This window comes from Flavobacterium sp. RSB2_4_14 (assembly GCF_051547085.1).
Taxonomy (GTDB): domain Bacteria; phylum Bacteroidota; class Bacteroidia; order Flavobacteriales; family Flavobacteriaceae; genus Flavobacterium.
Genome location: NZ_JBPTTL010000002.1, coordinates 205,087 through 225,087, shown reverse-complemented (window position 1 = coordinate 225,087; position 20,001 = coordinate 205,087). Strand labels below are relative to the sequence as shown.

The window sequence follows — 20,001 nt, the reverse complement described above, 5'->3', positions numbered from 1 at the left end:
AAAAATACCTTATATGTCAAATAGTAATTCAAATTCCACGACTTTAGTTCCTATGGGTCAAAAAATAGCTTTTGGCTTGGGTATGTTGGCCAACCAAATGTTTCCTGCTGCTTTAGGTATTTTTATGGTAGTATTAGTAGAAAATTTAGGCATGCCATCTTGGATGTGGGGTGTTTTATTTTTTGTACCAAGAGTTGTCGATGCCTTTTTTGATCCTATCATGGGTTTCATTTCTGACAATACTAAATCGGTTTGGGGAAGAAGAAGACAGTATGTTTTTATTGGTTCCATAATAATGGGAGTTGCATTCATGATTATGTGGCAATTACATAGAGAAGATAGTGTAATGTACAATTTTACCTTTTTTCTAACGTTTTCACTAATATTCCATATTGGACTTTCAATTTTTAGTGTTCCTTATGTTGCCATGGGTTATGAGATGAGTGATGATTTTCATGAGCGTACAAGCATTATGGCAATTTCTCAATGGATTGGACAATGGGCATGGGTAATTGCACCATGGTTTTGGGTGATAATGTATGATCCTTCTTGGTTCCCAAATGCAGATACAGCAACAAGAACATTGGCAGTTTTAGTTGGTGGAATATTTATGATATTAGCTATGGTTCCTGCAATTTTTATTAAAAGTAAATCAACTAAGTTTGATGATAATTTACAACCACTAACTATTAAAACTATAGGCGGAAGTTTAAAAGAAATTTTAATTAGTTTCAAAGAAGCATTTTCTAATAAACCTTTCAGAAAATTGTGTATTGCTACATTTTTTATTTTTAATGCTTTTAATACCGTTGCCGGTTTTACTTTTTTTATAGTTGTTTATTATTTATTTAATGGAGATACTGCTGCAGCAGGAATTTGGCCTACACTTTTTGGATGTGGAGGTGCTTTAGCAACCACATTCGTAGTAATTCCTATTGTAGCTTGGATAGCCAAAAAAATGGAGAAAAAAAGAGCTTTTTTGATTTGTCAAGGTATCTCTATTTTCGGTTACATATTGTTGTGGTTTCTTTTCATTCCAGGTAAACCTTACATGTTTTTGTTTGCTTTGCCTTTCTTTTCTTTTGGGATTGGAAGTTTGTTTACATTAATGATGTCAATGACAGCTGATGTTTGTGACATGGACGAGTTAGAGTCGGGAAAACGAAGAGAAGGAGTTTTTGGAGCCATTTATTGGTGGATGGTTAAGTTTGGTTTTGCTATAGCTGGATTATTGACAGGAGTTATTATGTCTGTAGTTTCTTTTAAAGCTGGTGCTCCAACGCAACCCGAAGGTGCAGTTACAGGTTTAAGAATTTTCTTTTCTGGCGTTCCAATTTTCGGAACTTTGGTAGCCATGTGGGTGATGTGGAATTATGATTTAACAGAGAAAAAAGCTAGAGATATTAAAAAAGAATTAGATACCAGAAAAGGGAAAGTAAAAGTTCAATCATCGGCCTATCTTTCAGGAAAATTACTTTCGCTATTAAAAAATAAGTCATTAAATACAATTGCTGGAAAAGATCTAAGTTCAAAAAGTGAAGCCGAAATGAAGATGGAATTTTCTAAAGTTTTAGAAAATGGCTTACACGGAATTTGTTTTAGTCCTTACATCGAAGGTCAAAATGAGAGAGATATTTTGTCGGCAGAACAAATAAAAAGAAGATTAGACATTATTGCGCCACATACTAAATGGATTCGTACTTTTTCTTGCACCAAAGGAAATGAATTAGTACCTGAAATTGCACATCAAAAAGGATTAAAAACAATTGTTGGTGCTTGGATTAGCAATGATATGGATAGAAATGAAAAAGAAATTCAATCACTAATTGCTTTAGCCAAAGCTGGATTAGTTGACGTTGCAGCTGTTGGGAACGAAGTGCTTCATCGTGATGAAATTTCCGAACAACAAATTATTACTTATATCAAAAGAGTTAAAGAGGCATTGCCTCAAATTCCTGTTGGCTATGTTGATGCCTATTATCAGTTTTTAGAAAGACCCAATTTAGTTTCTAATTGCGATGTACTTTTGGTAAACTTCTATCCGTTTTGGGAAGGAGCAAATATTGATTATTCGATATCCTATTTGCAAAACATGTTAGAGCTTACAAAAAATGTAGCTAAAGGCAAAAAAATTATTGTGACAGAAACTGGTTGGCCAAGTAAAGGTGATACCATAGAGCAAGCAATTCCATCAGAAATTAATGCTATGAAATATTTTGTCACTACTCAAGATTGGGCAAGTAACAATAATCTAGAGTTATTTTATTTTTCCTCTTTTGATGAGTCTTGGAAAATGAAAGATGAAGGAACCATTGGAACGGCTTGGGGAATTTGGGATAAAAATGAAAATTTAAAATTTTAAAATAAGCAGTATGTCATATAGAGAAGGTCATGATTTTTCAATTAAAAATTATTCTAATGAAAATCAATTTCAAAACACAAATGAAAACGACACTCCAAGAATAGATTTTTCTGAAATCTCTTCAAAAAAGTTGGCTGAATTGTGGAACGAAACTTTAGCGAAAGGAATGCACGGTATTTGTTTCAGTATGTATGAAGACGGCCAAAAACCTGGAGACATTATTACAGCAGAACAAGTTAATAGACGTATTCAAATATTAAAACCATACACCAAATGGGTTCGTTCTTTTTCATGCATTGAAGGAAATGAACATATACCTAGAATTGCTCATGAAAACGGAATGAAAACCCTTGTTGGCGCTTGGCTAGGAGATGATTTAGAACTAAATGAAAGAGAAATTGAAAGTTTAATCGAATTAGCCAATGAAGGTTGTGTTGATATTGCTGCAGTAGGTAATGAAGTAATGTATAGAGGTGATTTAACCGAAGAACAATTGTTGAATTACATCAACCGTGTTAAAGAAGCGTTACCTAATATTCCGGTGGGTTATGTAGATGCTTATTATGAGTTTTCTCATCGTCCAAATATTACCGAAGCTTGCGATGTTATCCTCACGAATTGTTATCCCTATTGGGAAGGTTGTCCAATCGAGTACTCTTTACCTCACATGCAAAGTATGTTTTGGTCTGCCAGTGGTGCTGGAAATGGAAAGCGAGTAATCATTACTGAAACAGGATGGCCTAGCGAAGGAGGATTTCTAAAAGGTTCTATAGCTTCTAATGAAAATGCCATGAGATATTTTATTGAAACCCAGCAATGGGCAACTCAAAATAATATTGAAACATTCTATTTTTCTTCTTTTGATGAGTCATGGAAAGTTGGCCCTGAAGGTGCAGTAGGAGCGTATTGGGGATTGTGGGATAAGAATGAAAAATTAAAATTTTAAACTAACCAAATTATAAATTTCTAATAAATTAAAAATAGAGGTGTTAAAAGAGTAATGCTTTTTTAAATCCTAATGATTACAAAAAATAAATATGAAAAAAAGTTTTTTATTCCAAGCACTGTTAACCCTATTATTAGCTTCACAATATGGGTATTCTCAAGTTGACGTTGTCTATAATAATTTAGTTTGGTCAGATGAATTCGACAACAATGGAGCAGTTGATTCAAACAAATGGTATCACCAAACCCAATTACCGGCTGGTGGTAGTTGGTTTAATAACGAAGTACAACATTATACTAATTTAATTTCCAATTCGTTTGTAGATAATGGAAACTTGAATATAGTAGCAATAAAAGAACCTTTTACCGACCAAGGAGTTACTAAACAGTATACTTCTGCACGTTTAAATGCTAAATTTGCTTTTAAATATGGTCGAGTAGATATACGAGCCAAAGCTCCAAACGGACAAGGAACATGGCCTGCTTTGTGGTTATTGGGCAAAAATGTAAATGAAGATGGTGGTTTTTTTGATTCTAATTTTGGGACAACAAGTTGGCCTGCCTGTGGTGAAATTGACATCATGGAACATGGAATATTTCCTGGCCAACCAGTTAATTATATAGGTGCTGCTATTCATACACCGTCTTCTTCTGGAAATACTGTTAATAAGGGAGGAATTCAAGCTTCGGATATAGCACAAAATTATCATGTTTATTCCATGAATTGGTCTCCAAACCAAATTTCATTTCTACTTGACGGAGTTTTATTTTATACCTACAATCCATCTGTAAAAAACGCAAGTACTTGGCCATTTGATGCTGACCAATATATTTTATTAAATATTGCCATGGGAGGATTTGCAGGAACTATTCCAGCAAATTTCACTCAAACTTCTATGATAATTGACTACGTTAGAATTTATCAAAACACGGCTGTTGATACCGAATCGCCAACAAATTTTGTAGCTTCTTTAGGTGCGGTTACAGGATCTTCTGTTGAATTATTAATGAATGCAAATGATAATTCGGGAACTATTGCCTATACCATTTCTTATCCAGGTGGACCAACTACTACCGTTTATAATCCATCAGGAGTGCAAAAATCAGTAATTATTCCAAATTTGGCATCAAACACTAATTATACTTTTACAATTGCTGCAACTGATATGTCTGGAAATACAGTTACTAATAGTCCAATAGTTTTGAATGCCACAACTAGTTTTAATCCACAATGTTCGGGTAGCGATACTCAAGCATCAGAAGGTGCTTTTACATTGGGTTATAATTACACCTTTCAAACTATCGGAACAGATGTAAAAATCACATTTGAATTATTAGACAGTAAAGTGGGTTTAGTTGCTTTTTTAAGAAGTCAATCTCCTTTTACTGAAACACAAATGTCTAATGTTTCAGGGCAAACTTTTACCCAAACCATAACTGGACAAACTCTAGGTTCTACTATCAGTTATGCTGTTAAGTTTGCCTATGCTGGAGGATTGGCTGTTACTCGATACATTTCTTATGTGGTAGGAAGTAATTGTTCATTAGGTATACAAAATGAAACTGCTTTCAAACAATTGGTTTATCCTAATCCAGTTGATGATAATTTGCATTTACAATTATCTGATAACCAAAACAAAATTACACTTAGCGATGTTGTTGGTAAAATACATCTTGTTGATTTGGTCAATTCTGATCACATTTTAGATATGAGTAGTTTCAAAACTGGAATTTACTTTTTAAGAGTTGAAAATTCTCATGGAATTCAAAACTTAAAAGTTATTAAGAAATAATGATTAATAGTTTTAGAATTATAAATGAATAAAATTTTTATTTAGTTGTATGCTTATTTGACATAATTCTATTGAATTGTTTTCTTATTTTGTATTGATAAAATAGTTTTTCAATAAATAGGAAAACGAAAAATATTACATTTTTTTGAATTCAACACATGAGTTTTACCTATACATTACCTTAACAATAACGTTTGAGATTGGTCTTTTTTAGCTTTTTAAAAAAGATTTTTTTCTTGACATATGTAAAGTTTGTTAAAGAAACTTAATGCGAATGCAGTATTCTCTAATAATTTACATTTTTTTTTCGTTGTATACTTTTTGTAGTGGTAATTTTTAAGATAATAACAATACTATTGATAAATTTACAAATCAAAAACCAATTTATTATGAAATCAAAATTACTTCTAATCGTTTTCATGCTTTCTTCCTCATTTGCATTTTCTCAAGTGTTCGAAGTTTCTGGAACGGTTATCGATGCTATTTCTGGACAACCCTTACCAGGAGTTAATGTAGCAGTCAAAAATCAAAGCATTTCTACGACAACAGATTTTGATGGAAATTTCAAACTACCTAAAATTCCATCTGGTTCTGTGCTTGTGGTCAGTTATGTTGGGTACAAAAATTATGAAACCAAAGTTGACAAAAATGAAAAACTTTCTATCCGACTTTCCGAAGATACCAAAAATCTTGAGGAAGTTGTTGTCATTGGTTATGGTAGTAAAAAGAAAAAAGATGTAACTGGTGCAGTTACTGTAGTATCTGCCAAAACTATTGAGCAATTGAAACCTTTCAAAGTGGAACAAGCTTTACAAGGAACGGTTGCAGGTGTAACAGTTACACAACAATCTGGTGCTCCAGGTGCAGGATTAGATATACGAATTAGAGGTATCGCAACTAATGGGAATAATGCTCCGTTAGCAATCATTGATGGATATCAAGGAGATTTAAGTTTGTTAAATCCAGATGATATTGAATCCATTACAGTTTTGAAAGATGCACAAGCTGCTATTTATGGAACTATTGGTGCCAATGGTGTTTTATTAATTACAACAAAAAGTGGTAAGAAAAACCAAAAGACAAAAGTTTCTTTCAACTCCTATGTAGGAATGCAAGAAACAAGTAGAGAATTATCTCTTTTAGACGCTACGGAATATGCACTTTTATTAAATGAAAGTTATGCCAATGGTGGGCAACCAGTACCTTATCCAGACGTTTCTGGCTTAGGTTCGGGAACTAACTGGCAAAATGAAGTTTTTCAACAAGCACCTGTTGTAAATACAGACTTTTCTATAATGGGTGGTTCTGAGAAAATCACTTATACTTTTAGTGCTTCTGATTTAACACAAGAAGGAATTGTTGGAAGTGGAAAATCAGATTTCAAAAGAAATACAGCAAGATTGGGATTGAATGCTGATTTATCAGATAAATTTAAATTACAAACTAATATTATTTATACCTATATTGATAGAGATGCTTTAAACGAAAATGGTCTTGGTTCGGTTTTGTTTAATGCTATCAATACACCATCTACTTTACCAGTATATGATTCGAATGGAAATTATACTCTTGTGCCAAGTACGCCAGGTTTTGGTATTGAAGTTATTAATCCTTTAGCTCAAATTGATAATACTTTTAATGATTATAAGTTGAAAAAACTTAGTGGAACTTTCGCTTTGGAATATAAAGTTATAAAAGATTTAAAATTAACTGGAAGAATGGGTTTCAACTCATCTAATAGTAGAGGAAAATCGTTTGCTAAAGAAGTTGATTATGGTGGTAAAGTTTTTGATGTAACTAGAAGTAGTGTTTCTCAAAATGCTATTGAAGATAATAATTACACCTTTGACTTTTTTGCAGATTATAATTTTAAACTTTTAGAAAACCATAATTTCAAAGCCACTCTTGGAACTACAGTATACAAAGAGTATGGTTCTGGGCTTTTTGCTACAGGATTTGATGTGCCAAACAATACATGGCATAATGCCGATATTGCATTAGCATTGGGAACAAGTCCAAATGGAGGACGCGATGTAGGTTCTTATGCTTATGATGAAAGAAGACTTTCTTACTTTGGTAGATTAGAATATGACTACAGTCAAAAATATTTAGTTTCATTAATGGTTAGACGTGACTCTTCTACAAAGTTTGGTCCCGATAATAAAACAGGTATTTTCCCTTCGGTAACTGCTGGTTGGAAAATCTCAGATGAAAGTTTCTTTAACAAATCAAATTCTTTTAATTTCTTAAAATTAAGAGCTAGTTATGGTATTCTAGGTAATGACCAAATTCGTAACAATGGTTATGTAGGTTCGTTGAGCGGAGAAGGTACTTATGTTTTTAACGGCACTTTAGTAAATGGTGTTGCTATTGGTGTGTTACCCAATCCAAAATTACAATGGGAAGAAGCTAAGAAATTTGACGTTGGTTTAGACGCTAATTTTTTCAACAATAAAATAGAAACTGTTATCGACTATTTCATTGACACAAGGGATAAGTTGTTAATCAGTAATATTCCAGTTTCAGGAATCACAGGAGTTTATGCACCAGGTTCAGGTTCGCCAACAATCAACGCGGGTTCTGTTGAAAATAGCGGTTTAGAATTTACAATAAATTATAAAGAGTCTATATCAGATAATTTTAAAATTTCTTTGGGATATAACATTACAACATTAAAAAATGAAGTTACCGAAGTGAACAACAGTACTGGATTTTTAGAAGGTGGATCTTTCGGTGTTGGTCAACCAGCAATATCTAGAATGGAAGTTGGTCAACCTCTGGGATATTTTTATGGTTTTCAAACCGATGGAATATTTCAAAATGCTGCTGAAGTAGCGGCACATCCTTCACAATTAGCATTGGGTGCTAATGCTGCTCCAGGAGATATTCGTTATAAAGACTTAAATAATGATGGCGTTATCAACTTTGACGACAGAAAAAATATTGGCGATCCTATTCCTGATGTCACAATGGGACTTAATCTTAACTTAAATTATAAAGGATTTGATTTTGTTGCCTATACATTTGCTTCAATTGGAAATGATATGGTTAGAAATTATGAAAGAACGCTATCAGATGTAAATAGGTTAAATTATGTTTTGGGAAGATGGACTGGCGAAGGTACAAGTAATACAGTTCCAAGAGTTACAACTGCTGCAACGGCTAATAATGTTTTTTCTGATTACTTTGTAGAAGATGCATCATTTGTTCGTATTCAAAACGTTCAATTAGGTTATACAGTTAACAGTAAAGATTCTGAGAAAATGGGGATTAGCAAACTTAGAATTTATACCTCATTAAATAATTTATACACTTTTACAAAATACAGAGGATTTGATCCTTCTGCTTCTAGTGGAAGCCCAATAGGTGGTGGAATAGATTATGGATTTTATCCAACACCAAGAACATTTATTGTTGGACTTAATATTAATTTTTAAAATTTAGAAACATGAAAAATAGAATATTAAAAGCAGTAATTGCTATTGTAGTTTTCACTACTATAAGTGTTTCTTGCTCTGACGAGTTTGTAAACAGAGATCCTGTTTATTCCATCGATTCAGAAAACTACTTTAATTCAGAATCCGATTATAATCAAGCTTTAATAGCAGCTTATGATTTACTTCAAGCTTCCTATGTTAATGTGCTTCTTGGTGAAATAGCTTCTGACAATACACTATCAGGTGGAGAAAGTGCTAGTGATGTCCCAGGATTTCAACAAGTAGATGAAATGACACATACTTCCAATAACAGTAATTTGAGAGATATATGGAATTGGATGTTTGCTGGGGTAAATAGAGCCAATTATATCTTAGAATTTAAAGACAAAACAGACTTTGATGGTAAAGAACAGATTATTGCAGAAGCACGTTTTTTAAGAGCTTATTATCAGTTTGAATTGGTAAAATGGTTTGGAGGAATACCAATGAAAGGTGATGCCCGATTTAAGCTTAATGACGAAAAAACAATTCCACGTTCAACTGTAGATGAAGTGTATACTTCTATTGAAAATGATTTGTTATTAGCTATAGCTGATTTAAGTGCCACTGCTCCTGAAACAGGAAGAGCAACAAAAGGTGCTGCTCAAGCACTTTTAGGGAAAGTTTATTTATATCATGAAAAGTTTGTAGATTCTGCTAATATATTTGAAACACTTATTACAACTGGTGGTTATTCATTAGTATCCAATTACAATACTATTTTTGAAAACAATAATGAAAATAATGTAGAGTCAGTTTTTGAAGTACAATATACTGACGGTGAAGGTGCCGGATTTGGTTGTCTTCAATGTAGTGAAGGTAATGTAGCTGTTGGATTTAATGGAATTAGAAATTATTCAGGACCAGTATTTGATTCTGGTTTTAGTTTTAATGTGCCAACACAACAATCTTATGATGCTTATGAAGTAGGTGATAATAGGAGAGACGTTGCTATTTTAAACATAGTAACATGGGCAGCAGCAAATAATGCTACTTATGGAACAGGATATAAACATACTGGTTTTTTCAATAGAAAATATTTGCCACGTCAAGGAGATTTAAACATAGGTGATCAAAATTTAACCAATCCAAACAATTACAGAGCCATCCGCTATGCTGATGTGCTTTTGATGGCAGCAGAAGCTAACAATCGCGGTGCAATTGATGATGCTAAAGCTAGACAATACTTAAACGAAGTGAGAAGAAGAGCATTTGGTGATACTAATCATGACATCACTGCATCAGGACCAGCTTTAACTGATTTCATTTTAAATGAAAGAAGACTGGAATTAATGGGAGAAGGTCACAGATTTTTCGACTTAGTAAGAACAGGAAGAGCGCAACAAGCTATTACTAATTTTACACCAAATAAAAATGAATTATTTCCAATTCCAATTGAAGAAATTCAATTTTCAAATGGCAATTGGCAACAAAATCAAGGATATTAAAAAAAAATAAAATATGAAAAAAGTAATTGTATTTAGTATAATTTTTTTGAATGTCCTCTTGGGATGTTCGGATGAAAATAGTGATGTAAATCTTGATGCTTTGGAAGCACCAACTAATATTTCAGCACTAATGACGGTAAAACAAGATAATTCAGGAAAAGTAACAATAACTCCAAAAGGAGAAGGTGTTACCCGTTTTGAAGTATTTTATGGTGATGGAACTGTTGAACCAGCCTATGTTGTCCCTGGCAATTCAGTTACGCACAACTATTTAGAAGGAGTTTATCAAGTAAAAATTGTTGGTTCCACAGTAAATGGAAAACGTACCGAAGCTATTCAAGAATTGACGGTTTCGTTTTTGCCTCCAACAAACTTAAATGTAACTCTGACAACTGGAACAAATCTTTCGGTTAATGTGTCTGCAACTGCCAATTTGGAAACTTATTTTCAAGTATACTTTGGGGATGTTACAAATGAAGTTCCTGTAAGTTTCATGGAAGGAGAAGTTGTTAATCATGTATATGCAGTTTCAGGTACTTATCTAGTTAGAGTTGTGGCATTAAGCGGTGGCGTGGCAACAACAGAATATACAGAAAATGTATCTGTAACTAACTTATTACCTGCACCAACACCACCATGGCCATCAACGAATGTGATTTCAATGTTCAGTGATTCCTATACGAATGTACCAGTTGACACATGGAGAACTTCATGGTCTCAGGCAAACTTAGAAGATATTTCTATTAGCGGTAACGCTACCAAGAAATATACTTCATTAAACTTTGTAGGTATAGAAGCAACCACTTCTCCAATTAATGCAACTGCAATGACTTATTTCCACACTGATATTTGGTCTTCTGATTTTACTCAATTTAAAGTGAAACTTGTTGATTTTGGTGCTAATGCTGTATTTGGCGGTGGAGATGATGTTGAACACGAAATTACCATCAATTCTCCTGCACAAAATACTTGGGTTAGTTTAGACCTGCCGTTAAGTTCATTCACAGGATTAACAACTCGTGCGCATATTGCTCAGCTAATATATGTAGGTGCACCTTCTGGAACTACAACAGTGTATGTTGATAACGTGTATTTTTATAATTTAGGAGCACCACCAACTACACCAACAGCAGCTGCGCCAACTCCAACATTACCTGCTGGAAACGTAATTTCTATGTTTAGTAATGCTTATACAAACGTACCAGTCGATACTTGGAGAACAAGTTGGTCAGCGGCAACATTAACGGATGTACAAGTTGCTGGTAATGATACTAAAAAATATACTTCACTAAATTTTGTAGGAGTTGAAACAGTAGCTAGTCAAATAAATGCTTCATCGATGACCCATTTTCATGTAGATGTTTGGACGCCAAATATGACAGCTTTTAGAATAAAACTAGTAGACTTTGGTGCCAATGGAGCCTATCAAGGTGCACCAAATGATGACACCGAGCATGAGTTAACTTTTACCCCAACACAATCTGGATGGAATAGTTATGATATTCCATTATCAGATTTTACGGGTTTGTTAAACAGAAGTCACATTGCTCAATTGATTTTCTCAGGAAATCCGTCAGGTGCAGGAACTGTATATATTGATAACGTTTATTTCCACAATTAATAAAAAAAATAAAATGAAAAAAATAGTAAATATACTTTCAATTTTGACCCTATTTTTAGTGGTCGGTTGTCAAGAAGATGAAAAATCCTTTGGTGATTTGAAAGCACCTGCGGACCTTCAAGTTGCAGTTGATATAGTAGGGAAGACTGCTGATTTACCATATGGTGATGGTTCGGGTATTGTTAAATTTACCGCTACTGCTGACAATGCAATTTCCTATAAATATATATTTAGTGATGGGACATCTGCTAATGCTCCGAGCGGTATTTATGAAAAGCGTTTCACTCAAACAGGAACAAATACTTATTCTGTAAATGTAATCGCGACAGGAACAGGAGGAATAACAACAAACACCACACTTGAAGTTGAAGTAAGAAGTGACTTTTCAGATGATGAAGCAGTTCAATTTTTAACTGGCGGTACTCAAAAAATTTGGTATTGGGCAGCTGCTGAGCCAGGTCATTTGGGTGTTGGACAAAACGATAGTGATGCTACTAAAAATTATTATGCCAATTATTATCAAGCTGCACCTTTTGAAAAAGCAGGTTCTCCAAATAGTAGTTGTCTTTATGATAATAAATTGACATTTTCATTACAAAGTGGACAGTTAAAGTATGAATTGGATAATGGTGGGCGTACTTTTTTTAATGCTGCTTTTCTCAGTGTTGCTGGTGGAGGTGGTCCAGATGATAATTGTTTAAACTATGATACTAGTGGTCTTAAAACTGTTTCACTTTCGCCATCTGAGTCTGTAGTTGTTGCTAATAATGTTCCTGGTCAAACTAGAGGAACGATGTTAAATTTCTCTGATGGTGGTTTTATGGGATATTACATCGGACAGAGTTCCTATGAAATCTTATCTATTACTGCTAATAGAATGGTGGTAAGAGCTGTAATGGGTGGAAATCCAGCTTTAGCATGGTATCATATTTTTTCTACTTCACCTCCAATACAAGATCCAGTTTCAGATTATACCAATTTAGTTTTTTCTGATGAATTTGATGTAGCTGGTGCTCCAGATCCAACAAAATGGGGTTATGATATTGGTGCTGGTGGCTGGGGAAATAATGAACAACAATTTTATACTAACAGTCCAGAAAATGTTACGGTTACAGGTGGAAATTTAAGAATAACTGCCAAAGCACAGACCCAAGGAACGTCCAATTATACTTCTGCTAGATTAAAATCGGAGAATAAGTTTGAATTTACTTATGGTAAAATTGAATTTAGGGCTAAAATGCCAACTGGTGGTGGAACATGGCCAGCATTGTGGTCTGTGGGTCAAGATATCGCAACAAATACGTGGCCAGCCTGTGGAGAAATAGATATTATGGAGCATAGAGGCAACACGCCAAATGTTATTCATGGTACTTGTCATTATCCTGGAGTATCTCCTGGAGCAGGCAACACTAATAGTACAACTATTCAAAATGCTTCAACAGAATTTCATGTATACAAAGCTATTTGGACACCAACGGCTATTAAGTTTTACGTAGATAATGTATTATATCATTCAGTGGCCAATTCAAATTCTCTACCATTTAACAGTGATTTCTTTTTGATAATGAATGTTGCAATGGGGGGAACTTTTGGAGGCGCAATAGATCCAGCATTTGTTCAATCAACTTTGGAAGTAGATTACGTTAGAGTATATCAATAGCAATATTCAATAAATCTGTTTTAGATTAATAAAAAAAAGGTTAAAATTTATTTAACCTTTTTTTTATTTCACAATTTTACAGAACAAATTTTATAAGCATAAGCAAAGTAAATTAATGGTGTTTTGATGTTTTTTTGTGTTTTTTCATCTTTTTTTTATTTTTTATTTGTTTTTTAAATTAAAATATTGTTAAATTTGGTTCATAAATAATTCACAAACAGCTTTTGCCTATAGAAAACAATTACTTTTTAGATTAAAAATATTTTTTTAACCCTTACTAAAAGGTAATGTTATGGCAAAATTGCAACTTCCTGATGCTTTATTAGTTAATAAGTATATTGCTGGAGATGAAAATTCTCTAGCTATATTAATTAATAGACACCAATCAAAAATATATGGTTATATCTATTCTAAAGTTTTAGATAGAGATGTCACCGAAGATATTTTTCAAGAAACTTTCTATAAAGTCATATACACTTTAAAAGAAAAAAAATACTACAATGAAGAAGGTAAATTTCTTTCATGGGTTTTACGTATTGCCAGTAATTTGATTATTGATAAGTTTAGAAATGATAAAAAAATGCCTTTAAATCGTGATACTGATGATTTATCAGTTTTTTCAAAAATTACGGATAACTCACATAATATTGAAAATATCTTAATTAAGGATCAAGTGAACATCGATTTAAAAGCAATAATTGAAAAATTACCACATGATCAAAAAGAGGTAATTATGATGCGTTACTTTCTGGAAATGAGTTTCAAAGAAATTGCTGATTTAACAGGTGTTAGTGTCAATACTACCTTAGGTAGAATGCGTTATGCTATGACAAACTTGCGTAAGGTTATCGAAAAAAATAAAATTTATTTGCCAACATAAACAATAAAAAGTATTTTTTTGCGTTACTATATAAACAACTTAAAATTAATTGTTAGTATATGGCAAAACTTTACTCTAAAAGAAAATTAGCACAAAAAACTATGTTACCAAAAAAAGAAACAATTCGATTAATTTTACAATATTCTTGTGCATTGAATATTATTAAAATTGGCAACATGAACTTCGAAACTATAGCTAATTAAGAAACAGTCCGATATAATTTATCGGACTGTTTTTTTTAAATATTCCTTTAAAACTGTTTTTCTTCCTATTGTTTTGGTGATTATATCTTTTTCTAAATCCCAACCTCGTGCCGGAGAATATTCCCTACCATACCAAATAATTTGAAGGTGTAAATCATTCCAAATTTCTTCTGGAAAAATAGCTTTGGCGTCTTTTTCTGTCTGAACTACATTTTTTCCATTAGTAAGATTCCATCGATACATCAGTCTGTGAATATGAGTATCAACCGGAAAAGCTGGCACACCAAAAGCTTGCGACATTACTACACTTGCGGTTTTATGACCTACCGCTGGTAATCTTTCCAATGCTTCAAACGATTGTGGTACTTGACCATTGTGCTCTTCAATCAATATTTCAGACAAGCCATAAATTCCTTTTGATTTCATAGGTGATAATCCGCATGGGCGTATTATTTCCTTTATTTCTTCTACAGAAAGTTTTACCATATCATAAGGATTATCAGCTTTTTCAAATAGTAAAGGAGTAATTTGGTTTACTCGAACATCAGTACATTGAGCGGAGAGTAAAACAGCAATTAATAGAGTATAAGGATCTTTGTGATTAAGCGGAATTGGTATTTCGGGATATAATTCTTTTAACGTATTTATAACAAATGTTACGCGTTCTTTTTTAGTCATTTTTGTATTTTTATGATATGCAATTTATCAACTTTGCACAAAAGTAAACTTTAAACAATAAATATAATGACAACACTAAAAAAAGGTGATAAAGCACCAAACTTTTCAGAAAAAGACCAAGACGGAAATCTGCATACACTAGCAGATTATAAAGGTAAAAAGCTAGTTGTTTTCTTTTATCCAAAGGCAAATACGCCAGGTTGTACCGCTGAGGCATGTGACTTGAGAGATAATTTTGAACGTTTTGTCGCCAATAATTACGCGCTACTTGGAGTTAGTGCTGATAATGCAAAAGCGCAATCCAACTTCAAAAATAAATATGAATTTCCTTTTCCATTATTAGCCGATGAGAATAAGTCGGTAATACAAGCTTTTGGCGTTTGGGGACCAAAAAAGTTTATGGGTAAAGAGTATGACGGAATTCATAGAACTACTTTTGTCATCGATGAAGAAGGAATAATTGACGAAGTCATTACCGAGGTAAAAACCAAAACACACGCTTCACAAATATTGAAATAATCAATAATAAAAAAAGCCAAGAATTTATTTTCTTGGCTTTTAATTTTATGCTTTTTCTAAAACTTTATTAGGGTCGTAACCAAATAAGTGGTGTTCTTTAATTAAATCAGCAATTCCTTCAGGCAACATTTTTTCCCAACCAGGAGTTCCGTTGGTAATCATTTTTAAAACTTCACGAGAGAATATTTTTAAGTGACTTTTATCAAAATCAGTAATATCAACTACTTTACCATTGTAGGCAAAAAATTTATATAACTCTTTCATTCTCGGATGCACTTTTAAGTTTTGAGAAGTAATAATTTCACCATTTTCATCTTCCATTGGATACAAGAAAACTTTCAAGTCACGGTAAAATAATTTTCCAAAAGCTTCCAAGATTCCACCACTCAAATGACGGTAATATTTTTCATCAAAAATATCTACCAAGTTATTAACTCCCATTGCCAATCCCATTCTGGCTTTAGTATAACTTGAAAAATATTCGACAACTTTATAATATTCTTGGAAATTTGATATCATTACAGTTTGACCTAGATTGCAAAGCAACTCAGCTCTATCCATAAAATCTCTTTCATCAATTTCACCTTCAGAACGTAAATTAGAAAGTGTAATTTCAAAGATAACTAACGTATTCTCTTTTTCAACCTTGCTTTCCTCCAAGAACATTTTTAATGATTTCTCATACATATCAATGTTTACTTGCGTAACAGGGCGAAAACTTCCTCTCAAAGCCAAGATATTCTTTTTGTAAAGTATGGATGCTGGTAAAATGTTTTTCCCATCTGGACCAAACATTACCGCATCAGTCATTCCATTTTTAACCAACTGCAAACTCATTAATCTGTTATCAACATTTTCAAAACGCGGACCTGAAAAGTTAATAGTATCAATTTCTAGTTGGTCTTTATCCAAATGGTCATATAAATAGCGTAGTAATTTTTTTGGGTCATTGTATTTGTAAAATGCACCGTAAATAAGATTTACGCCTAGAATTCCTAATGTTTCTTGTTGAAGTCTAGCATCAGTTTCTTTAAATCGAATGTGAAGCGAAATTTCATTATAGTCTTCATCAGGTTCGACTTGATATTTTATTCCAACCCAACCATGACCTTTAAATTGTTTAGCAAAATCAATGGTTGCGACAGTATTTGCATAGCTGAAAAACATTTTATGAGGATGTTTGTCTCTTTTTAAACGTTTTTCTATCAATTCAACTTCGTGAGAAAGCATCTTTTTTAAACGACTTTCGGTAACATAACGGCCATCATCTTCAATACCATAAATAGCATCACTAAAGTCTTTATCATAAGCAGACATAGCTTTTGCAATAGTTCCTGATGAACCACCAGCTCTAAAAAAATGCCTTACGGTTTCTTGACCAGCACCAATTTCTGCGAAAGTACCATAAATGTTATCATTCATGTTAATGCGCAATGCCTTATCTTTGATTGCAGGAATTTGCTCTATGGCTTTGTCTCCTTTGAGCTTTATGTTTGTTACAATATTATTCATGGTAGTATTTATTCATTGCAAAGTTAGTAAAATAGCCATTTTAATAAAAAGATAATTAACTCTATTTTTGCAATTAACTATTATTAAAATCAAACTTTAAAATAACCCTATCAAAAATCGTGCTATAATGCAAGTTTATTTTCTTGGCACCGGAACTTCACAAGGTATTCCAGTAATTGGAAGCAATCATCCCGTTTGCATGAGTACTGACTCAAGAGACAAACGGCTACGTGTTTCAGTTTGGATAAGTTGGGACGATTGTTCAATAATAATTGATTGTGGTCCTGATTTTAGACAACAGATGCTCACTTCGGGTTGCACTAAAATGGATGCATTATTATTTACCCACGAGCATGCTGATCATACTGCAGGTTTGGATGATATACGACCTTTTTTCTTTAAACAAGGGAAAAATATTCCGGTTTATGCACATAAACGTGTATTAGAAAATTTAATGAGACGATTTGACTATATATTTGAAACAGAAAATAAATATCCCGGCGCACCAAGTGTAGAAACTTTTGAAGTGGTAAATAATATTGATTTTATAATTGGAAACAAGACTATTATTCCAATTAATGTAAATCACGGAAATTTAGCTGTTTTTGGGTATCGTATTCAAGATTTTGTATATTTAACAGATGTAAAAACAATTGATGATTCAGAAATCGAAAAGTTGAAAGGCATAAAAGTATTGGTTGTAAATGCGTTACGTGAAGAAGCACATCATTCTCATTTTAGTTTGCAAGATGCTTTAGATTTTATACATTTGATACAACCTCAAGTTGCTTATTTAACCCATATAAGTCATTTGTTAGGTTTTCATGAAGAGGTTCAAAAACGATTACCGCCAAATGTTTTTTTGGCTTATGACAATTTAAAAATTACTATTTAGCATTTATGAAAAATTCTTTATTTCTATACCTTTTTATCATTGCATTGTTGATGAATATTTTTACCTATAAATATTTCACTACTAAAACTGAAAGTGAATTAAAGTCGATGTCTTCGTCTCTTAAAAAAGCAAAAGACAGTGTGGCTACTTTAAGTAATACACTAGACGACACCAATTATTTTTCTCTTGAACACAATGATAGAGCACAGAATTATTTAAATCAGAATGATTTACCCGCTTTTGAAGAAAAAGTAAAGCAATCGCTATTAGCTTTTAATGATGATGCAGCAGGAAATAAATATATTGATCAACCAAAAATGGGTGAGCAAAAGTTCATTATTAACAAAATTAAAATTTTGAACCACCGTTGGATCATTGCTGATTATAGTAACGGCAGTCTATGGGGTGAAGTGCTTTTGAAATATTTTATAAACGAAGATGGAACGATTTATTTTGAAACCATGAATTCTTATTTATACACTTTAGATTTAAATTAATAACTCATACTTATCTGTAATGAAAAAAATAGCCACCCTTTGTATTTTGTCTATTATCATTTACTCCTGTAAATTGACTGATCAGAATGATGAAGATGTACAAGTAACAACAAATACAGTTGCTAAGGACTCCAGTGTAGTGAACGACAAAGATGAAAATGGTTGTTTAGCATCTGCAGGTTATGTTTGGTCAAAAGTAAATAAAGAATGTGTCAAAGGATATTCAGGAATTCAGTTAAATCCAATGGATGACGCAAATAATGAAGATGAAACGGTTAGTGCTTATGTCTTATTTAACGAGGATGCTAGTAAGGCTGAGGTTTTCTTGCCAAAAGATACTACATCAATTGTTTTAACAAGAAGTGCAGAAGGAAAACCATGGGTTTATCAAGATTGGCAACTTATTGCTTGGAAAGGATATGTTCTGAAAAAAGGTGGCGAAAATAAATTTTCTGGTGATGCCGAAATGGGTAAAAAAGTTTTGGGTAGTGATACAGAACAGTAAAATATTAGATTTTAAATATTAGATATATAATTTAGTTTTATTTGAGTAACCAATTTTTAAAGTCAAAGAAATTTTGTGGCGCTACACCATGTCCAACAGGATATTCTTGATAAATTAATTCAATTCCCAAACTTTCTAAAACAGGTTTTGATTTTCTTGCCCATTCCACAGGAATAACTTGATCAACAGTTCCATGAGAGGCAAATACTTTTAAAGTGCTCAAGTCGTTCTCTTTAAAATCGTCAACAGCCATTTCTGTATTTAAGTAACCACTCATGGCTACTAATCGTTGTACTTTTTCTGGATAAGACAAAGCTACAGCATAACCTAAAATAGCACCTTGACTAAAGCCAATCAACGCCACGTTAGCACTATCAATAGGATAAGTCGTTATTAATTCATCAATAAATCCAACAATTACATCTCTTGAAGCTCTTGCTTGACCTATATCTGAAAATTTATTCTCATCTGCATCAAAATTGATAGCATACCAAGCATAACTACCATACATCAAATCAAATGGTGCGCGAGCAGAAACAATATAATAATCATCTGGAAGTTCTGAAGCGAAAGAAAATAAGTCTTCTTCGTTGCTACCATAACCATGAAGCAATAGGAGTAAAGGATTTTTATCTTTCTTGATTTTTGGTTCTCTAATTAAGTAATGCAATGATAAAGCCATTATAAACTTTTAAATGTATTTTGAAAAAACGAACCCACTATAGGTAATTCTCTTTTAATTCCTTGCAAAGCACCAGTGAAGCCATAAATCCAAAGAATAAAATAGAATAGGTAAAATGCTGAAGTAGCAGTCCAACTATTGGCATAACCAACGAAATAGCCCAACAAAAAGAAGGAGAGAAACAACCCTAAAGCTTGTCGGATATGAAATGAAGCAAATTCACTTTTGTTTTCTTCTTGGTTCATGAAAATCGCAATGATACTTCCAATAATGGTTAGGTAGGCAATGATAGCGGTGTTTTTTGATTTTTCTAAATTTTCCATGT

The 20,001-nt window shown here is 32.8% G+C and carries 17 protein-coding genes; 13 read left to right on the top strand and 4 right to left on the bottom strand.

What is annotated here, in order from left to right; genetic code table 11:
- Nucleotides 1-13: 13 nt before the first annotated feature.
- The 9 genes from ACSVH2_RS07080 (at nucleotide 14) to ACSVH2_RS07040 (ending at nucleotide 14,388) form a co-directional block, all read left to right on the top strand.
- A complete protein-coding gene (locus tag ACSVH2_RS07080) occupies nucleotides 14-2,362 on the top strand; it encodes an MFS transporter (RefSeq protein WP_438092464.1) in 2,349 nt (782 codons plus the stop codon).
- 10 nt (nucleotides 2,363-2,372) lie between these two features.
- On the top strand, nucleotides 2,373-3,308 hold the full coding sequence (locus ACSVH2_RS07075) for a glycosyl hydrolase family 17 protein (protein WP_438092463.1): 936 nt from the start codon (nucleotides 2,373-2,375) through the stop codon (nucleotides 3,306-3,308).
- A gap of 91 nt (nucleotides 3,309-3,399) precedes the next feature.
- Entirely contained in the window at nucleotides 3,400-5,100 is a 1,701-nt protein-coding gene (locus ACSVH2_RS07070; RefSeq protein WP_438092462.1) for a family 16 glycosylhydrolase, read from the top strand.
- 389 nt (nucleotides 5,101-5,489) lie between these two features.
- Nucleotides 5,490-8,537 carry a SusC/RagA family TonB-linked outer membrane protein gene (locus ACSVH2_RS07065; protein ID WP_438092461.1) on the top strand — a complete coding sequence of 1,016 codons (3,048 nt, stop codon included), beginning with the start codon at nucleotides 5,490-5,492 and terminating at the stop codon, nucleotides 8,535-8,537.
- A gap of 11 nt (nucleotides 8,538-8,548) precedes the next feature.
- The gene (locus ACSVH2_RS07060; protein WP_438092460.1) at nucleotides 8,549-10,024 is read left to right on the top strand and encodes a RagB/SusD family nutrient uptake outer membrane protein; all 1,476 of its coding nucleotides are present in this window, start codon (nucleotides 8,549-8,551) and stop codon (nucleotides 10,022-10,024) included.
- A 13-nt stretch (nucleotides 10,025-10,037) separates the two neighbouring features.
- On the top strand, nucleotides 10,038-11,645 hold the full coding sequence (locus tag ACSVH2_RS07055; protein ID WP_438092459.1) for a hypothetical protein: 1,608 nt from the start codon (nucleotides 10,038-10,040) through the stop codon (nucleotides 11,643-11,645).
- A 13-nt stretch (nucleotides 11,646-11,658) separates the two neighbouring features.
- The gene (locus tag ACSVH2_RS07050; RefSeq protein ID WP_438092458.1) at nucleotides 11,659-13,305 is read left to right on the top strand and encodes a glycoside hydrolase family 16 protein; all 1,647 of its coding nucleotides are present in this window, start codon (nucleotides 11,659-11,661) and stop codon (nucleotides 13,303-13,305) included.
- Nucleotides 13,306-13,597: 292 nt separating this feature from the next.
- A complete protein-coding gene (locus tag ACSVH2_RS07045) occupies nucleotides 13,598-14,185 on the top strand; it encodes an RNA polymerase sigma factor (protein ID WP_438092457.1) in 588 nt (195 codons plus the stop codon).
- Nucleotides 14,186-14,244: 59 nt separating this feature from the next.
- Entirely contained in the window at nucleotides 14,245-14,388 is a 144-nt protein-coding gene (locus tag ACSVH2_RS07040; protein ID WP_438092456.1) for a hypothetical protein, read from the top strand.
- Between the two features lie 18 nt (nucleotides 14,389-14,406).
- Here ACSVH2_RS07040 and ACSVH2_RS07035 read toward each other — a convergent pair whose 3' ends face one another.
- Nucleotides 14,407-15,066 (bottom strand): endonuclease III domain-containing protein, encoded by a 660-nt coding sequence (locus ACSVH2_RS07035; protein WP_438092455.1) that lies wholly within the window; start codon nucleotides 15,064-15,066, stop codon nucleotides 14,407-14,409.
- 66 nt (nucleotides 15,067-15,132) lie between these two features.
- Here ACSVH2_RS07035 and bcp point away from each other — a divergent pair, with 66 nt between their 5' ends.
- Entirely contained in the window at nucleotides 15,133-15,585 is a 453-nt protein-coding gene (bcp, locus tag ACSVH2_RS07030) for a thioredoxin-dependent thiol peroxidase (RefSeq protein WP_438092454.1), read from the top strand.
- A 45-nt stretch (nucleotides 15,586-15,630) separates the two neighbouring features.
- On the opposite strand, the gene ACSVH2_RS07025 is transcribed toward bcp, so the two are convergent.
- The gene (locus tag ACSVH2_RS07025) at nucleotides 15,631-17,088 is read right to left on the bottom strand and encodes a TonB-dependent receptor (protein WP_438092587.1); all 1,458 of its coding nucleotides are present in this window, start codon (nucleotides 17,086-17,088) and stop codon (nucleotides 15,631-15,633) included.
- A 136-nt stretch (nucleotides 17,089-17,224) separates the two neighbouring features.
- Between ACSVH2_RS07025 and ACSVH2_RS07020 the strand changes: the two genes are divergently transcribed.
- From ACSVH2_RS07020 to ACSVH2_RS07010, 3 genes are read left to right on the top strand one after another with little or no spacing between them, the layout of a single operon-like run.
- Nucleotides 17,225-17,992 (top strand): MBL fold metallo-hydrolase, encoded by a 768-nt coding sequence (locus tag ACSVH2_RS07020; RefSeq protein ID WP_438092453.1) that lies wholly within the window; start codon nucleotides 17,225-17,227, stop codon nucleotides 17,990-17,992.
- A gap of 5 nt (nucleotides 17,993-17,997) precedes the next feature.
- Nucleotides 17,998-18,489, top strand: a complete 492-nt coding sequence (locus tag ACSVH2_RS07015) for a hypothetical protein (protein WP_438092452.1) — start codon at nucleotides 17,998-18,000, stop codon at nucleotides 18,487-18,489.
- A gap of 19 nt (nucleotides 18,490-18,508) precedes the next feature.
- Nucleotides 18,509-18,994: a hypothetical protein gene (locus ACSVH2_RS07010; RefSeq protein ID WP_438092451.1), complete on the top strand. Its 486-nt coding sequence runs from the start codon at nucleotides 18,509-18,511 to the stop codon at nucleotides 18,992-18,994.
- A gap of 37 nt (nucleotides 18,995-19,031) precedes the next feature.
- On the opposite strand, the gene ACSVH2_RS07005 is transcribed toward ACSVH2_RS07010, so the two are convergent.
- Nucleotides 19,032-19,676 carry an alpha/beta hydrolase gene (locus ACSVH2_RS07005; protein WP_438092450.1) on the bottom strand — a complete coding sequence of 215 codons (645 nt, stop codon included), beginning with the start codon at nucleotides 19,674-19,676 and terminating at the stop codon, nucleotides 19,032-19,034.
- Nucleotides 19,676-19,999 (bottom strand): hypothetical protein, encoded by a 324-nt coding sequence (locus ACSVH2_RS07000; protein ID WP_438092449.1) that lies wholly within the window; start codon nucleotides 19,997-19,999, stop codon nucleotides 19,676-19,678. The genes ACSVH2_RS07005 and ACSVH2_RS07000 overlap by 1 nt, the downstream gene beginning before the upstream one ends.
- Nucleotides 20,000-20,001: the final 2 nt, after the last annotated feature.

Bases quoted from the DNA above. Each gene is read 5' to 3' on its own strand.
- ACSVH2_RS07010 (WP_438092451.1), top strand. From the start codon at position 18,509: ATGAAAAAAATAGCCACCCTTTGTATTTTGTCTATTATCATTTACTCC.
- ACSVH2_RS07055 (WP_438092459.1), top strand. From the start codon at position 10,038: ATGAAAAAAGTAATTGTATTTAGTATAATTTTTTTGAATGTCCTCTTG.
- ACSVH2_RS07065 (WP_438092461.1), top strand. From the start codon at position 5,490: ATGAAATCAAAATTACTTCTAATCGTTTTCATGCTTTCTTCCTCATTT.
- ACSVH2_RS07040 (WP_438092456.1), top strand. From the start codon at position 14,245: ATGGCAAAACTTTACTCTAAAAGAAAATTAGCACAAAAAACTATGTTA.
- ACSVH2_RS07035 (WP_438092455.1), bottom strand. From the start codon at position 15,066: ATGACTAAAAAAGAACGCGTAACATTTGTTATAAATACGTTAAAAGAA.
- ACSVH2_RS07075 (WP_438092463.1), top strand. From the start codon at position 2,373: ATGTCATATAGAGAAGGTCATGATTTTTCAATTAAAAATTATTCTAAT.
- ACSVH2_RS07050 (WP_438092458.1), top strand. From the start codon at position 11,659: ATGAAAAAAATAGTAAATATACTTTCAATTTTGACCCTATTTTTAGTG.
- ACSVH2_RS07060 (WP_438092460.1), top strand. From the start codon at position 8,549: ATGAAAAATAGAATATTAAAAGCAGTAATTGCTATTGTAGTTTTCACT.
- ACSVH2_RS07080 (WP_438092464.1), top strand. From the start codon at position 14: ATGTCAAATAGTAATTCAAATTCCACGACTTTAGTTCCTATGGGTCAA.
- ACSVH2_RS07015 (WP_438092452.1), top strand. From the start codon at position 17,998: ATGAAAAATTCTTTATTTCTATACCTTTTTATCATTGCATTGTTGATG.
- bcp (WP_438092454.1), top strand. From the start codon at position 15,133: ATGACAACACTAAAAAAAGGTGATAAAGCACCAAACTTTTCAGAAAAA.
- ACSVH2_RS07005 (WP_438092450.1), bottom strand. From the start codon at position 19,676: ATGGCTTTATCATTGCATTACTTAATTAGAGAACCAAAAATCAAGAAA.
- ACSVH2_RS07070 (WP_438092462.1), top strand. From the start codon at position 3,400: ATGAAAAAAAGTTTTTTATTCCAAGCACTGTTAACCCTATTATTAGCT.
- ACSVH2_RS07000 (WP_438092449.1), bottom strand. From the start codon at position 19,999: ATGGAAAATTTAGAAAAATCAAAAAACACCGCTATCATTGCCTACCTA.
- ACSVH2_RS07045 (WP_438092457.1), top strand. From the start codon at position 13,598: ATGGCAAAATTGCAACTTCCTGATGCTTTATTAGTTAATAAGTATATT.
- ACSVH2_RS07020 (WP_438092453.1), top strand. From the start codon at position 17,225: ATGCAAGTTTATTTTCTTGGCACCGGAACTTCACAAGGTATTCCAGTA.